Origin of the sequence: Bradyrhizobium vignae, assembly GCF_004114425.1 — a bacterium.
Taxonomy (GTDB): domain Bacteria; phylum Pseudomonadota; class Alphaproteobacteria; order Rhizobiales; family Xanthobacteraceae; genus Bradyrhizobium; species Bradyrhizobium vignae.
Genome location: NZ_RDQF01000016.1, coordinates 94,762 through 110,584 on the forward strand (window position 1 = coordinate 94,762; position 15,823 = coordinate 110,584).

General features: G+C 64.4%; 13 protein-coding genes. 1 reads left to right on the forward strand and 12 read right to left on the reverse strand.

The genetic code is table 11. The features are described from left to right. Nucleotides 1–24: 24 nt before the first annotated feature. The 11 genes from EAV90_RS16260 to miaA form a co-directional block, all read right to left on the reverse strand. A complete protein-coding gene (locus EAV90_RS16260; protein WP_129143989.1) occupies nt 25–987 on the reverse strand; it encodes an ABC transporter permease in 963 nt (320 codons plus the stop codon). After that, nucleotides 977–1,963, reverse strand: coding sequence for an ABC transporter ATP-binding protein (locus EAV90_RS16265; RefSeq protein ID WP_129143990.1), 987 nt, complete (start codon nt 1,961–1,963; stop codon nt 977–979). The genes EAV90_RS16260 and EAV90_RS16265 overlap by 11 nt, the downstream gene beginning before the upstream one ends. Then, nucleotides 1,960–3,126 (reverse strand): COG1470 family protein, encoded by a 1,167-nt coding sequence (locus tag EAV90_RS16270; RefSeq protein WP_129143991.1) that lies wholly within the window; start codon nt 3,124–3,126, stop codon nt 1,960–1,962. The genes EAV90_RS16265 and EAV90_RS16270 overlap by 4 nt, the downstream gene beginning before the upstream one ends. Nucleotides 3,127–3,397: 271 nt before the next feature. Beyond that, entirely contained in the window at nt 3,398–5,110 is a 1,713-nt protein-coding gene (locus EAV90_RS16275) for a sulfatase-like hydrolase/transferase (protein WP_162500178.1), read from the reverse strand. 950 nt (nt 5,111–6,060) lie between these two features. Next, complete coding sequence (ilvC, locus tag EAV90_RS16280; protein WP_129143992.1) at nt 6,061–7,080, reverse strand: ketol-acid reductoisomerase; 1,020 nt, start codon at nt 7,078–7,080, stop codon at nt 6,061–6,063. Nucleotides 7,081–7,213: 133 nt separating this feature from the next. Further along, complete coding sequence (locus EAV90_RS16285; protein WP_164936965.1) at nt 7,214–7,816, reverse strand: LysE family translocator; 603 nt, start codon at nt 7,814–7,816, stop codon at nt 7,214–7,216. A 7-nt stretch (nt 7,817–7,823) separates the two neighbouring features. Continuing rightward, nucleotides 7,824–8,699, reverse strand: coding sequence for an EamA family transporter (locus tag EAV90_RS16290; protein ID WP_129143994.1), 876 nt, complete (start codon nt 8,697–8,699; stop codon nt 7,824–7,826). Nucleotides 8,700–8,747: 48 nt separating this feature from the next. Next, nucleotides 8,748–9,443, reverse strand: a complete 696-nt coding sequence (locus EAV90_RS16295; protein ID WP_129143995.1) for a class I SAM-dependent methyltransferase — start codon at nt 9,441–9,443, stop codon at nt 8,748–8,750. A 3-nt stretch (nt 9,444–9,446) separates the two neighbouring features. Then, nucleotides 9,447–9,989 carry an acetolactate synthase small subunit gene (ilvN, locus tag EAV90_RS16300; RefSeq protein WP_061879307.1) on the reverse strand — a complete coding sequence of 181 codons (543 nt, stop codon included), beginning with the start codon at nt 9,987–9,989 and terminating at the stop codon, nt 9,447–9,449. Between the two features lie 148 nt (nt 9,990–10,137). Next, complete coding sequence (locus tag EAV90_RS16305; RefSeq protein WP_129143996.1) at nt 10,138–11,913, reverse strand: acetolactate synthase 3 large subunit; 1,776 nt, start codon at nt 11,911–11,913, stop codon at nt 10,138–10,140. Between the two features lie 329 nt (nt 11,914–12,242). Then, on the reverse strand, nt 12,243–13,184 hold the full coding sequence (gene miaA, locus EAV90_RS16310) for a tRNA (adenosine(37)-N6)-dimethylallyltransferase MiaA (RefSeq protein ID WP_129143997.1): 942 nt from the start codon (nt 13,182–13,184) through the stop codon (nt 12,243–12,245). A gap of 11 nt (nt 13,185–13,195) precedes the next feature. On the opposite strand from miaA, the gene serB reads away from it, so the two are divergent. Continuing rightward, nucleotides 13,196–14,101, forward strand: coding sequence for a phosphoserine phosphatase SerB (serB, locus tag EAV90_RS16315; RefSeq protein ID WP_129143998.1), 906 nt, complete (start codon nt 13,196–13,198; stop codon nt 14,099–14,101). Nucleotides 14,102–14,248: 147 nt separating this feature from the next. On the opposite strand, the gene EAV90_RS16320 is transcribed toward serB, so the two are convergent. Continuing rightward, a complete protein-coding gene (locus EAV90_RS16320; RefSeq protein WP_129143999.1) occupies nt 14,249–15,766 on the reverse strand; it encodes a Do family serine endopeptidase in 1,518 nt (505 codons plus the stop codon). Nucleotides 15,767–15,823: the final 57 nt, after the last annotated feature.

Genomic DNA, 15,823 nt, shown 5'->3' on the forward strand with positions numbered 1-15,823 from the left:
TTCGTCTAGCTGACCGCGATCGGTTCACGCCCGCACCTCCTGGCGCTGGAACAGCACGTAGCCGAAAGCGAACAGCACGATGGTGCCCGCGATCAGGCCGACCGTTTGCGGCCAGGCGATCATGACGCTCTCGCCGAATGGGAGCGGTGATCCCATGACGGCGCCGCGAAGCTGGTCGAGGAACACCGGGCCGAGCGTGCGCGTGGTCGGCGAGAGCACGGCGAGCATCGCCTCTCCGAACAGGTCGTTGGGCGACAGCCGCAGCAGCTCCTGCGTCCAGATCGCGGTGGCCGGATCATTGAGCCCGAGCAGCGCGTAGCGCGGATCGGCCGGAGCGATTGCCTGCGCGAGCGCCGGGGCCAGCATCGGCCAGAGCACGGCCAGGAACAGCCAGATGCCAAGCGAAACCAGCGCCGCAGTCGCCGGCGAGCGGAACACGATCGATAACAGCATGGCCAGCGAGAGCCAGACACCGGCATAGAAGATCGCCACGACCAGGAACACCATCGAGCGTGCGATCTCCTCGCCGCCGGGCGGCACCCCGAGAAAGATCAGGCCGAGACCGATCACCAGCAACCACAAGGCAGCGAGGCTGATGCCGATGGTGGCGAGGGCTGCGAGGAATTTTCCCATCAGCAGCGCATCGCGATAGATCGGCTGCGCCAGGATGCGCGACAACGTCCGCCGGTTGTGCTCGCTGTTGATGGCATCGAAGCCGAGGCCGATCGCCATCAGCGGGATGAGGAATCCGAGGATGGCGACGAAGGACGGCAGGGGCGCCTTGTCGATGGTGAAGAGGCGGAGCAGCAGGAACGGATCTTCGGCCGTGTTCTGCCTGAGGCTGCTGATCGCCCCGTAGAGCGCGGCGAGCGCCGTGAAGACGATCAGGAGCTCCAGCATCAGCATGCGGATGCTGGAGAGATGATCGGCGAGCTCCTTGACGAAGACGGTGGACAGCCCGCGGAACGGTGAACCCTCACGCCGCATGGCGAACATCTCCCCTGGGCCTGATCTGGAAATGGCGCGCGTAGATCGCCTCGAGACTTGGCTCGTCGATCGACAATCTGCGCAAGTCACCACCGACCGTGACCACGGCGCGTGCCGCGTCCGGCCGCACGTCGCGCTCGGCAGTCATGCGGAAGCGATCGACGCCCAGGGTGTCGACCTGGGTCACACCGGGGATCATTGCGAGCCGCCGGGCTATACCGAGTCCGTCGGCCTCGACTTCCACGACGAAGCCGGCACCGAGCACCTTGACTGCGAGCTCCGGCACCGCACCCATCAACACGATGCGTCCGCCCTGGAACAGCGCGACCCGGTCGCAGATGCGTTGCACCTGGTCGAGCATGTGGGACGACAGCAGCACCGTGATGCCCTCGGCCTTCAATTCTCCGATCAATCCCAGGAACTCCTGCGTCGCCTGCGGGTCGAGGCCCGACGTCGGTTCGTCCAGGATGGCGATCTCGGCCCGCTTCACGATGATCTCGGCCAGACCCAGCCGCTGCCGCATGCCACGCGAGAAGGTCGCGACCCGCTTTGAGGCGACTTCCGCGAGGCCCACCCGCGCCAGCGCCGCCTCGATCCGCCGCGCGCGCTCAGCGCGCGCCAGTCCCATCAGTTTCGCCGTATAGGCGAGGTTTTCCGCGGCGGTGAGATGATCGTAGAAGCCGACCGCATCGGGCAGATAGCCGACGCGCTGCTTGACCTTCAGCGGCTCGCGGGCTGGATTGAAGCCGAGCACGCTGACCTCGCCCGATGATATCTCGGTTAATCCCAGCATCATCAGGATGGTCGTGGTCTTGCCCGCGCCGTTCGGGCCGAGCAGGCCGAACACCTCGCCGCGCGCGATGTCGAAGTCGATGCCGTCGACGACGGCCGTAGCGCCGTAGCGCCGCGTCAGTCCGCGCGCGGCGATGACGGGATCCGGTGCCGTCCCTCGGCTGTCCGTTGATTGATTCCTCATCGCCGTCCGAACCTCGCGACTGCACCCAACATCAGCAGGAGCGCGACACCGATGACGCCGGCACCTGCCATGCCCCATACGGTCGAAGTGCCGACGGTGATGCGGAACTGGCCGGAGGCGTTCTCGCCGCGCGATGTGGCGCGGATCGTGGCTTGGTAATCACCGGCCAGCGACTTGTCGCTGGGCGTGATCAACGCCTGCACCTCACCGTCCTTGCCCGGCACGAGCCGCTCGATGGTCGCCGGCTCGAATGTCACCTTCCATCCACTCGGCGCCGTTCCGGCCAGCGTGATATTCTCCGCCGGAGCAGTGCCGGAATTGGTCACGACGATCGGGATCGAGCTCTGCTTGCCGGCGACCGCACGCGCACTCAACAGACCGTCGCGGCCGGAGATCTGGAGCTGCGGCTGGCCGACGATGTCGAGCGCAAGCTCGGTGGAGGCAGAGGCATCCTCCGCCTTCACGGTCACCTTGACCGGGAAGTGACCGGCGTCGATCGTCGTGGGCGGGCGCACCTTCAGCTTGATGTCTTTGGACTGACCCGCATCGATCGGAATCGACGAGAGCTCCTGGGTGCCGTAAGCCTCGGTGAACGATGTCTCGAAATTGACGGGAGCCTCTGCTGCAAAACTGGCGACGAGATTGCGGCCGGAATCATTCTTGATCGAGAGCGTATAATCGAAATTGGATTTCGGGCTGCCGCGCAGCGACGGCAGGCTGGACTTCACGCTGAGCTTGGCCGGCAGCTCCTTGGCGAGCGAGACCGCAACCGGGAGTTCGGCCGTTGTGCCCTGCCCTTCGGCCTTGACCGTGAGCGTATGCGGGGCGAGATCGTTGCCTGCGGGCACGTCGAGCCTGAGCTGCAGCGCGACACTGCCGTCGGGGGCCGGCATCGCGGCGCCGACCGGCTGACCGCCGCCGAGTAGCGTCGCGGTCCAGCCGCTCGGCACGCCCGCCACCGAAAGCTGGTAGCGCTGCGGCGCGAGACCATAGTTCTGCAGACGCAGGGAGATGTTGGTCGTGGTCCCCGGCCGTACCGTGACCGCCGGATAGTCGGTCATGAGATAAAGCCCCTTGATGTCGTGCGCAGCTTCGGCCGCATGGGCAGCCGGACTCAGCAGCACGAGGGCAAATGCAAGACGCGCAGCATCAAGCGCTCGCATGGACGACACTCCTGCAAGGAAGGGTGGATCAGGGATGGGCTTCGCACCGCCGGAAAGACCATTTGGCGGCGTGTCGGATGATGGAAGCAATCGTGACGAAGTTTTGGAAGCGAAGCGCCCTGCCAGTTACAAGTCTGTGATTGCGGGCATTTTTGCCTCAGACTTTAGTTCGAAGTCGGCGTGCAGGCGCGAGAGATGACGATGTCGCAGTGCAACGGATCGCGCCCGGCCGGACCCGGGGCGGCGATGATGCTCGAAGGACATCGTGCCGCTAAAGCCCTCTGATCATCCCGGCGTCGATCAGCAGCCGATTGAGCCGACGCGCCTCGGCGCCATCCTTGCAGCCGTAGAAGATGCCCTTGCAGCGGAGCATGATCTCCTTCTGCTCGGCGAAGGACGGATCGAGCGGGATGCCGGCAGCTTCCTGGATCACCAGCGGCAGATAGGGGCCGTCGATCGTGTCCATCACGGCCGCGCTTCTGACCGGCTCGAAGTTGACGGCGTCGATGGCGTAATAGGTCGCGTAGAGGCGCGGATCGTAGACATCGAGCTTCTTGCCGATCGCCCCCTCATCGAGCCCGGGCTCGAGCAGGTGCGGCGCAAACTCGGGCTGGTGATCGCCATAGCGCACGATCAGGAAGGGCTCACCCGGAAAGCTCTTCTTCAGGCCCGCGACGAATGCCTTGTATTGCTCGGCGCTCATGGCCTGACGACGCAGATATTCGTCGATGGACGGCGCATTGCCCGGCGCGCGCCAGTTCGGCAGCAGGTCGGGACGGAAACGGGTCTCCCAGGGAAAATGATTGGCACCGAGATAGATGAAGGTGAACAGCGGCTTGTTCGGCGGCTGCTGCCCCATCAGCTGAAGCGCCTTGTCGTAGAAGAAGCTGTCGGGCTCCACATCCTTGGCGCCGAGATCCTTGGAGTCGAGGAAACGCTCGATGCCGGTCGTCATCTGGAAGCTACGCGCGCCCATGAAGCCGCCATGGGCGGGATAGAGCGACAGCGTATCATAGCCGCAACGGCGTAGCGCCAGCGGCAGGCCGCGCTCGACCCGGTTCGAGGCGATGCGCGTCACGAAATAGGCGAAGCGGCCGAACGAGCGCGAGGAGAGTCCCGCGAGCACATTGTATTCGGTGAACCAGCTCGGCCCGCCATTGCTCTCGGCGAGGAACGTGCGCTGCCTGCCGTCCCAGGATTTGAAGTGGCCGCCATAGCCCTGGGGCACCTTGACGCCCTGCGCGGCGCGGATGTCGAAGCTCGACTCATCATGGATCATGATGATGTTCGGCCGCCGGCCGGCGGGATGGCAGGAATCGACCAGCGGCATGTTGAGCCGCTCGTCGGTCGAGGCAGCCGATTCCATGAAGCCGTACTGCGCGAAGTCGGAGACGGCGGTGACGGCGGAGCGGAAGAATTTCGAGAGATAGCCGTCATCGTAGTAGCCGCGCCAGGCCTCCTCCGGGTGAGAGAGCGAATAGGCGACCAGGGCGGCAAGACAGGCAAGCTTGCAAGCGAGTGCCGGCAGGCGGCGGATGCGGAACGGGTCGAGCCACCACAGCGCATACATCAGCGGCAGCGTGACGAGACCGGCTGATATCACCGACCAGCGCAAATTCGGGAAGATCGTGAACAGGAACGCGACGGTGTCGCGATCGATCATCATCAGGTCGATGAAGTTGGCCGTCATCTGCACGACGTCGTGCTTGAGCCGCGACAGCAGCACCAGCACCACAACCAGGGTCAGCGACAGCGCCCCCGACAGCGCCGGCCGGCGCAGGAGGGTGATCCAGAAGAAGTTGAGGATGCCCCAGGCCAGCGCGAAGGACAGGCGCGAGCCGAAATCCGTCTCAGTCTCGTACATCAGCGCGAGCGCCGCCAGATGCGGCGCGGCAACGGCGAGCAGCCGCCAGATGCCGAGCGCGGCGACGCTCGCCAGCACGGTGGTCGCGGCAGAAGGACCTGGATTGGGCGCGGACGCCATCGACGACACGCAACTCTGGTCCGGCGCAGTGATGCCAAGCCGTCTGGCCGGCCTGAAAACGGCCAGGGCGTCCGGGGCAGCCGGCTGCACCGTTTCATAAAACTGTAGTGGAACTGTCGCGGACAGGCAACGTGCGGCGCGATCCGACCTTGGCTTAATGTTAGCGGCCGGCGAACGAAAGCCGTAGACCAAGGCCCGGCGGAGATGGCCTTGCGCACGCTCGCGATGGGCCGCCGCCCGCGCGGGCAAACCGTCGCGGCGGGCTGAACGGCCGCCTTACTGCGCCAGCAGCCCGAGCCGCTTGGCGATGATGCGCCCGATCAGAAACTTCGCGACGGCCCAGCCGATGCCTGTGGACGCACCGGTGATGACACAGATCGCATGGTCCCCCGCCCTCCAGTTCCGGCGATCATGTCGGAGAAAGGTGCCAGGACGCAATCGTGGTTCGCGATACGCGTGATGAGACTGTAGATGAAGAGCCGAATGCTTGCCTCTGAAGAGGCAGGCGTTTTGGTGCTGCAGTAGCAGCGACGAGAATCCGAGAACCGACGCGAGGTCAAGAAAGTGGTTTAAGCGTCAGTTCTTCGCGTTAAGGCTGTACTTCAGCTCGCGAAGAATTTGAATGAAGCAGCAATACTTGGCGCGGGAAATGAAAGAGCGAACGCTCTTTGTGAGCCAACACTAATCGCGAAGGCTTAAGATTTGGTTCGACGCGCGATGCTCGTGTCTTCGCTCGTGTCCCGGACAAGCGCAGCGAAGCAGAGCGCAGAGCCGGGACCCGGAAGCCGCAATGGGCCCGGCTCGGCAGCGCACCACTTGCGTGATGCGCTGCGTCCGAGGAACGGTGACTTAAAGCGCGATGAGATTTGGATGAATCGTCATCGCGCTTTAGCTTGTTGTTCACGCATGATCTTTCCGGAAAACCGCTTCGCACTTTTCCGGATCATGCTTTAGTTCTTGCTCTTGTCGACCAGCGCGCCCTTCTTGATCCAGGGCATCATGTCGCGCAGCTTTGCGCCAACTTCCTCGATCGGGTGCGCGGCGAGCTTGGCGCGGGTCGCCTTGAACGAGGTCTGGTTGACCTTGTTCTCGAGCATCCAGTCGCGCGAGAATTTGCCGGACTGGATGTCGTTGAGAACCCGCTTCATCTCCTTCTTGGTCTCTTCGGTGATGATGCGCGGACCGGTGACATACTCGCCGTACTCGGCGGTGTTGGAGATCGAGTAGTTCATGTTGGCGATGCCGCCTTCATAGATCAGGTCGACGATCAGCTTCACTTCGTGCAGGCACTCGAAATAGGCCATCTCCGGAGCGTAGCCGGCTTCGACCAGGGTCTCGTAGCCACCCTTGATCAGCTCGACCAGGCCGCCGCAGAGCACGACCTGCTCGCCGAACAGGTCGGTCTCGCACTCTTCCTTGAAGGTGGTCTCGATGATGCCGGCACGGCCGCCGCCGATCGCGGAGGCGTAGGACAGGCCGAGGTCATGGGCGTTGCCCGAGACGTCCTTGGCGATCGCGATCAGGCAGGGTACGCCGCCGCCGCGCTGATACTCCGAGCGCACGGTGTGGCCGGGGCCCTTCGGCGCGATCATCAGCACGTCGAGGTCGGCGCGAGGATCGAGCAGGTTGAAGTGGACGTTGAGGCCGTGCGCGAACACGAGGGCAGCGCCCTTCTTCATGTTGTCCTGCAGGTGCTCGCGATAGATGTCGCCCTGAAGCTCGTCCGGGGTCAGCATCATCACGAGGTCGGCCCATTTGGCAGCTTCCGCAACTTCCAGCACCTTAAAGCCGGCAGCTTCCGCCTTCTTGGCCGAGGCCGAGCCCTTGCGCAGCGCAATGGCGACTTCCTTGACGCCGGAATCCTTCAGGTTGAGCGCATGGGCGTGGCCCTGGCTGCCATAGCCGACGATGGCGACCTTCTTGCCCTTGATCAGGTTCAGGTCGGCGTCGCGATCGTAATAAACACGCATAGTCGTTTCCTCGTTCAGGGCCAAAAATCGGCCAATGGTCAGTGTCCGAAGGGTGAAATTTGCGGATTTCGGGGGCTGTCTAGAGCATTTTCAGCCCCGAGGGAAACCCGTTTCTGCATGGAAATCCGCGACATCATGCATCCATGAAAACGGGGTAGAGGGAAGCGAGCAGCAGGATAGCCATCAGGATATTGAAGGCGCGGACCAGCCGCTCAGAGGTCAGGATCGGCCGCAACGCGGTGCCGAACAACGCCCAGACCACGGTCGAGACCGTGCCGACGACGAGGCTGATTACGGTCTGGATAGCGATATTGAGCGGGAATTGGGCGATCGCAGCATAGGCGGTGATGGTACCGATCACGATCACCCAGCCCTTGGCATTGATCCACTGGAACATGGCCGCGCCCCAGAAGGTCATCGGGCCACGGGCCTTCTCCTCGCCCGACTTGGCCGGACCGGACATCGCGATCACGGCGGCCAGGTAGATCAGGTAAGCGGCGCCGGCATATTTCAGGACGGTCTGGAGGATCGGATAGGCCACGAACACGGTGCCGAGCCCGAGACCGACGGTCGCGACCATGAAGGCAAAGCCGATGACGATACCGACGATGTGCGGAATGGTGCGGCGGAAGCCATAGGTCAGACCGGAGGACAGCAGCATGATGTTGTTCGGCCCGGGCGTGAAGTACATCACCACCATGAAGGCCAGGAACGCATAGAATAGCGAGAAGGCCATGTTCACCTCACGCGGTCTTCGGCAGGACTTGCGGGCGCTTCGCCAGCACCATCACGGCGATACCACCGATCACGGTCAGCATGCCGGCGAGCCGCAACGGTCCGAACCGCTCGCCGAATACGATGCTGGAGGCAGCCGAGCCGACGAACGGCACCAGCAGCGCGAACGGCACCACTTGCGCGGCCGGATAGTCACGCAGCAGGCGGCCCCACAGCCAATAGGCGATGCAGGTGGAGATACCGCCGAGCATCAGCATGCAGAGAATCGATGTCAGCGATATGTGCGTCAGCGAAGTCCAGGTCGGCGCCGGCCCGTTGGCGATCAGTGCCAGCACGAACAGCGGCACCGCCGAAGCGAGGCACAGCCACGCGAACAGATCGAACATCGGCACGCCGCGCGCGCCGCGCAGCAGGAGATTGCCGACGGCAAAGCTGAGCGGCGATATCATCAGCACCGCGAAGGCCGCGACGCTGAAATCATAGCCGACTGTGCCGCAGATCATCAGCAGGCCCGCCGCTGCAATGACGATGCCCAGCGTCTGCACCGGCGTCGGCCGCTCGCCGAACGCGAGCGCTGCGAAGCCGATCGTGAACAGCGCCTGGCTCTGCACGACGACGCTGGTCAGTCCCACCGGCACGCCGTGAGCGATGCCGTAGGCCTGAGACAGGAACTGGCCGAGGAACAGCGTGAAGCTGATCGCGATCAGCCGCGACCAGGCGACCTTCGGCTTGGGAATGAACAGGCACGGCACCGCGGCGATCGTAAAGCGCAATGCCGTCATCAGCTCCGGCGAAAGCTCGTCGAGCGCGATCCGGCTCGCCACGAACGCAAACCCCCAGATGATCGCCACCATGACGGCGATGAGGATGTCGGCCGGCTTCATTGTTGTTTCCGGTTCTGCTTGCCGTGCAGCCCTGTCTATTGTTCTGGTCTAGCCTTGCTCGCCGGCTTTCGGTTTCCGCAGCAGATACGTGCCATGCATGGGGGCGTGGTAGTCGGCCGAGACCAGCACGAAGCCGACGTCGGTCAGCATCCGCTCCATCACCCAGCCGAAGGTGGAATATTCGTCGCGCATATGCGTCACCACGCTCTCCCGCGCGAAATCGTGATTCTTGATCTGGAAATCGGCCCATTGCTCGACGTCGCGTTCGACCGCGTCGGGCATCGCGGTATAGACGATGTCGCGAAGATAGAAGCTCGCACCCGGCTTCAGGGCGCGATAGATCCGCGACATCGCCACCGCCTTCCAGAAATCGGGCAGATGGTGCAGCGTGAACTCGCTGACGATCAGGTCGTAGGACTCCGGACAGTAGGCGAAGCTGAGCAGGCCTGCGGACTGGGTGCGAACCGGCGCCTTGCGGTCGCGCGCGTAGATCTCAGCGAGCGCCAGCATCGCGGGCGATATGTCGATGGCGTCGACCTCGGCGCCCATCAGCGCGGCTTCGGTCGCCAGCACGCCGTTGCCGCAGCCGATATCGGCGATGCGCCAGCTGCGCTGGACCCCGAGCATTTTCAGCGCGGCGCGCGCCCGCAGATCGGCATCGTCATGATTGTCGTAGATCGAGGCCACGGCGGGCTCGATCCCCATCCGATTCCGCTCGTTATAGTACCAGTCGCGCGCCAGCATGGTTCACATCCCTTCAGGCCCGCGGCCGATCGCGGCAACACCGGTGCGCGACACTTCGACAAGGCCGAGCGGGCGCATCAAGTCGATAAACTGGTTGATCTTGTCCGTATTGCCTGTGATCTCGAACACAAAGCTCTCGGTGGTGGCGTCGATCACCCGGGCGCGGAACGCGTCCGCCAGCCTGAGCGCCTCGACCCGATGCTCGCCCTGGCCGCGCACCTTCACCATCGCCAGCTCGCGCTCGATCGAGCGCTTGGTCAGGGTCATGTCGACGACGCGGTACACCGGGATCATGCGGTCGAGCTGGTGCTTGATCTGCTCGATCACCATCGGCGTGCCCGTGGTGACGATGGTGATGCGCGACAGATGCTTCTGAGCCTCGGTCTCCGAGACCGTGAGGCTCTCGATGTTGTAGCCGCGGCCCGAGAACAGGCCGATGACGCGCGCGAGCACGCCCGGCTCGTTCTGCACGAGCACAGCGAGCGTATGTGTCTCGTTGGGATCGTGACGGTCCTCGATGAAATAGGCGGATGCGGGCTGGTTCATTGTCGTCCCCTCTATTCTTCGTCGTCATGTCCCGTGAAGGCGAAGGGGCATCCAGTAACCACCAGCGTCGAGGCCCCCAAATCTGTCGCGGCGTGCTGGATCGCCCGGTCAAGCCGGGCGATGACAGCGGAGTTTGTGACCATCGCGCTCACACCAGCGCCTTGCCGCCGGCGAACGCCTTGGCCGTGGCCTCGTCATTTGCCTGCTCCGGCAGCAGCATCTCGTTATGCGCCTTGCCCGAGGGGATCATCGGGAAGCAGTTTTCGAGCGCGGCGACGCGGCAGTCGAACAGCACCGGACGCTTGACCGAGATCATCTCCTTGATGGCGCCATCGAGATCGGCCGGCTTGTGCACCTGGAGGCCGACGGCGCCATAGGCTTCCGCGAGCTTGACGAAGTCGGGCAGCGCTTCGGAGTAGGAATGCGACAGGCGGTTGCCATGCAGCAGCTGCTGCCACTGACGCACCATCCCCATGTACTGGTTGTTGAGGATGAAGATCTTGATCGGCAGCTCATACTGAACCGCCGTCGACATCTCCTGCATGGTCATCTGCACCGAGGCGTCGCCCGCGATGTCGATGACGAGGCTGTCCGGATGCGCGACCTGCACGCCGACCGCAGCCGGCAGGCCGTAGCCCATGGTGCCGAGACCGCCCGAGGTCATCCAGCGATGCGGCTCCTCGAAGCCGTAGAACTGCGCCGCCCACATCTGATGCTGGCCGACCTCGGTCGTGATGTAGGTATCCTTGCCGCGCGTCTGTTCGAACAGGCTCTGGATCGCGTGCTGCGGCAGGATGACGTCGTTGCTCTTCTTGTAATAGAGCGAGTTGCGGGCGCGCCATTGCGCGATCTGCTGCCACCACGACTTGATGTCGGGCTTCTTCGCCTCGGCCTTGAACACCTGGAGGATGTCGCCGAGGATATTGCCGCAATCGCCGATGATCGGCACGTCGACCCGGATGTTCTTGTTGATCGAGGACGGGTCGATGTCGATGTGGATCTTCTTCGAGCCCGGCGAGAACGCATCGACACGGCCGGTGATGCGGTCGTCGAAGCGCGCGCCGACGCACAGCATGACGTCGCAATCATGCATGGTCATGTTGGCTTCGTAAGTGCCGTGCATGCCGAGCATGCCGAGCCAGTTCTTGCCCGATGCCGGATAGGCGCCCAGACCCATCAGCGTCGAAGTGATCGGAAAACCGGTAACCTCGACCAGCTCGCGCAAGAGCTTGGTCGCCTCGGGGCCGGAATTGATCACGCCACCGCCGCTGTAGATCACAGGACGCTTGGCACTGGCCAGCAGCGCCACGGCTTTACGGATCTGCGTCGCATCGCCCTTCAGGCGCGGCGCGTAAGAGCGGTGCACATCGGACTTGCGCGGCGGGTGATAGGTGCCGGTCGCGAACTGCACGTCCTTGGGAACGTCGACCAGAACCGGGCCCGGACGGCCGGAGGTTGCGACATAGAAGGCCTCATGCAGCACCTTGGCGAGATCATTGACGTCGCGCACCAGCCAGTTGTGCTTGGTGCAGGGCCGCGTGATGCCGACGGTGTCGCATTCCTGGAACGCGTCGTTGCCGATCAGATGCGTCGGCACCTGGCCGGAGATGCAGACCAGCGGGATCGAGTCCATCAGCGCGTCGGTGAGCGGCGTCACCATGTTGGTGGCGCCGGGACCGGAGGTCACCAGCGCAACGCCGGGCTTGCCGGTGGAACGCGCATAGCCCTCGGCGGCATGGCCCGCGCCCTGCTCATGGCGGACCAGGATGTGCTGGATGTGGCTCTGCTGAAAGATCTCGTCATAGATCGGAAGCACCGCGCCGCCGGGATAACCGAAAATGTCGGTCACGCCGTGATCGATGAGCGCACGGACGATCATTGCGGCGCCGGTCATCTGGTTCGGATCGTGGCTCTTGTCGCTCATTGGCTTGCTCCGGATGCGCTGTTGCCAGCGGCTTCATTCGTGTCGGGTTCGGGAAATAAAAAAGGCCCCGAAGAGGGCCCACGCACACCGCCTGTCTTGTGGATGGCAGCTAGCCACCCCCGGCGGTGTGCCTGGGTACGACGGCGATAAGGAGTTTGGTAATAATGTTACGCATGGCAGGCGCTCGGCTTCCCAAAGGTTGCGCGAAACATAGCGGCCAAACCCTGGATGTCAAGGCAATGCGGCCGTTCCTGCGCGATTTCTGGAGTGTAGCGGTGTTCCCGGAGTTCGGCGAGAGGTAAATTCGGGAACCCGGGCACAAACGCGTGTCAGCCAGGGTCCTCAGTCGCGCTCACCATCGTCGCCAGCCACCCCCTCGCCTCATTCGGCCTCACCCACTCGAATTCCGGCAATTGGTGCCGGAACCAGGTGAACTGGCGCTTGGCATAATGGCGGGTATCGGCCCGGCCGATCCCAGCGGCCTCCTCCAGGCTCAGCCCGCCGCGCAGATGCCGGATCAAGGCCGGCACCCCATGGGCCTTCATCGCCGGCAGCAGCGGATCGAGGTGTCGGGCGGCGAGCCGCTCGACTTCCCTGAGCGCACCGGCACCCAGCATAGCATCGAAGCGGGCATCGATGCGGGCATACAGCTCGTCGCGTTCGGGGGCGAGAAACACCGCGCGAAAACTGTCTTTCGGCAGCAGCGGTGGCTGCCCCTCCTGCTGCCAGTCGAGCAGCGAACGCCCGGTTGCCTCGATCACCTCAAGCGCGCGCGCAATCCGGGTGCGGTCGCGCAGGTTCAACCGCTCGGCCGCGGGCGGATCGCGGCGCGCGAGTTCCGCGTGCAGCGCCTCGACGCCGTTCCGTTCCAACCGCGCGCGTACATCGTCGCGCACCTCGGCAGGGATCGGCGGCACCACGGAGAGACCGGCCGTCAACGCCTTGAAATAGAGCCCGGTCCCGCCGATGAAGATCGGCAGACGCCCCTGAGCCCTTGCTCCATCGAGCGCCTTCGCCGCGTCGCTTACCCAGGCACCAGCCGAGAAGTTCACGGCGGCATCGACATGGCCATAAAGGCGATGCGGCACGAGCGCCTCATCCGCCGCTGTCGGCCGCGCCGTGATGATGCGCAGGTCGCGGTAGACCTGCATGGAATCGGCATTGATGACGACGCCATCGGTGGCGAGCGCAAGCTCGAGCGCCAGCGCCGACTTGCCGCTGGCGGTCGGGCCTGCGATAAGCACGGCCTTGCCTGAATGCCCCTCGCTCACGAAAACCTCAAATGTCCCTCGTTGCCACGCTGATCTGCAACCCTGACAATCCCGCGCTCGACTCGACCATCGTCGACGGCGCCCGCGCCGTGCTGCCTCAGGCAGCTCCCGCGCACTGGCTGTTCGACGGGGTTGCGGTCGACATTCCCTTCGGCGTCGACAGTAACCTCGAAGGCGACCGCCACGCCATCGAGCAGCGGTTGCGCGAGCTCCGCGGCGACCTGCCCATCGACATCGTCGTGCAGCCAGTCGGCTTCCGGCGCAAGAAGCTTTTTCTCGCCGACATGGATTCCACCATGATCGGCCAGGAGTGTATCGACGAGCTCGCCGATTTCGTCGGGGTGAAGGCGCATGTCGCAGGCATCACCGAGCGTGCGATGCGCGGCGAGATCGAGTTCGAGCCAGCGCTGCGCGAGCGCGTCGCGCTGCTCAAGGACCTGCCGGCCAGCGCGGTCGACGAGGTGCTGGCCAAGCGCATCACGCTGACGCCGGGTGGTAGGACACTGGTCGCGACCATGCGCGCCCATGGCGCCTACACCTGCCTCGTCTCGGGCGGTTTCACGCTATTCACGACCGCGATCGCCGCCAAGCTCGGCTTTCAGGAGAACCGCGCCAACGAGCTCGTCGTGCGCGACGGCAAGTTCACCGGCGAGGTGAAGGAGCCGATCCTCGGCCGCGCCGCAAAGCTTGCGACGCTGGTGGACCTGATGGAGTCGTTCGATCTCGACGACATCGACTCGGTCGTGGTCGGCGACGGTGCCAATGATCTCGGGATGATCCAGGCGGCGGGGCTCGGCGTCGCCTATCACGCCAAGCCTGCGGTGGCCGCTGCCGCGGGCGCGCGGATCGATCATGGCGATCTCACCGCGCTGCTCTATGCGCAGGGGTATCGGCGCGACGAGTTCGTGGAGGGGTAGCCTCGCCGTCGTCAGCCCTTGTTGCTGGCTCAGCAGCCGTAGGATGGGCAAAGGCGCGCTTGCGCCGTGCCCACCACTCTTGCCGCGATGTTGGAAAGGTGGTGGGCACGCTTTGCTTTGCCCACCCTGTACGAGACCGTACTGCGACTACTGCACGCTCAGCGCGACAAACCGCAGCTCGCCGTCGGCGTTGGAGACCAGCAGCAGCACCGATTTCTTGCCGTCCTTCTTGAGCTGATCGACCCGCTTCTGAATGTCGGCCCCGCTCGACACTGCCTCCTGCGCCACCTCGACGATGACATCGCCGGCGGACAGGCGCTTCTCGGCCGCGTCCGAATTGGCGTCGACGCTGGTGACCACCACGCCTTTGACGCTGTCCTTGATCTTGTAGCGCGTGCGCAGATCCTTGTTCAGCGTTGCGAGATCAAGGCCGAGCGCCTTCTGCGTCACGGGCTTCTCCGGCGCCGGCTCGTCGGTCTTCACCGCAGCCTGCACCTTTTCGGGATCCTGGAGGCGGCCCAGCGTGACCTTCTTGGTCTCTTCCTGACCTTTGCGGATGATGACGACATCGACCTCCTTGCCGACCGCGGTGTCCGCGACGACGCGGGACAGGTCCTTCGGGTCCTTGACGTCCTTGCCGTCGAACTTGACGACCACATCGCCGGGCTCGATGCCGGCGGGCTTGGCCGGGCCCTTATCGTCGACGCCGGCGACCAGCGCACCGCGCGCCGGCTTGATGTTGAGACTCTCGGCGATCTCGTCGGTGACGCTCTGGATGCGCACGCCAAGCCAGCCACGGCGCAGCTCGCCGAACTGGCGGAGCTGGTCGACGACGCCCACCACCGTCTTCGACGGCACGGCGAAGCCGATGCCGATGGAACCGCCGGAGGGGGAAATGATCAGCGTGTTGACGCCAATGACGTCGCCGTCGAGGTTGAACAGCGGGCCGCCGGAATTGCCGCGGTTGATGGAGGCGTCGGTCTGGATGTAGCTGTCATATGGCCCTGAGGAGATGTCGCGGTTCTTGGCCGAGACGATGCCGGCGGTCACCGTGCCCCCGAGGCTGAAGGGATTGCCGATCGCGATCACCCAGTCGCCGAGGCGCAGCTTGTCGGAGTCGCCGAACTTCACCGCGACCAGCGGCTTCGGCGGCTTGATCTTGAGCACGGCGAGATCGGTCTTCTTGTCGACCCCGACCAGCTCGGCCTTGATCTTGGTGCCGTCGTTGAGGATGACGTGGATCTCATCGGCGTCCGCAATGACGTGGTTGTTGGTGACGACGACGCCCGATGCGTCGATGATGAAGCCGCTTCCGAGCGAGTTGGTTTTGCGCGGCGGGTTGTTGTCACCGCCCTTGCTGCCACCACCGGGGCCCCGACGGTTCTTGAAGAAGTCGTCGAAGAACTCCTCGAACGGCGAGCCGGGCGGCAATTGCGGCATGGTGTTGCTGCCGCCGCCCTTGGCGTCGACCGTCTGCGAGGTCGAGATGTTGACGACCGCGTCGATCACCTTCTCGGCGACGTCGGCGATGCCATCCGGTCCGCGCGCATAGGCTGGCGTGCCGAACGCGCTGAAAGCACCGACGGCGAGCGCGGCCAGCCCAATTCGCACACCAAGTCGCACGCGACGGCGCGAGTGGGACGGGGCAGTGGTGGCAGCGGTCATTGTGATCTCCAGACAAAGGGATTCGGCGCCAGACTGCGCTCGAACGGGGGCACGGCG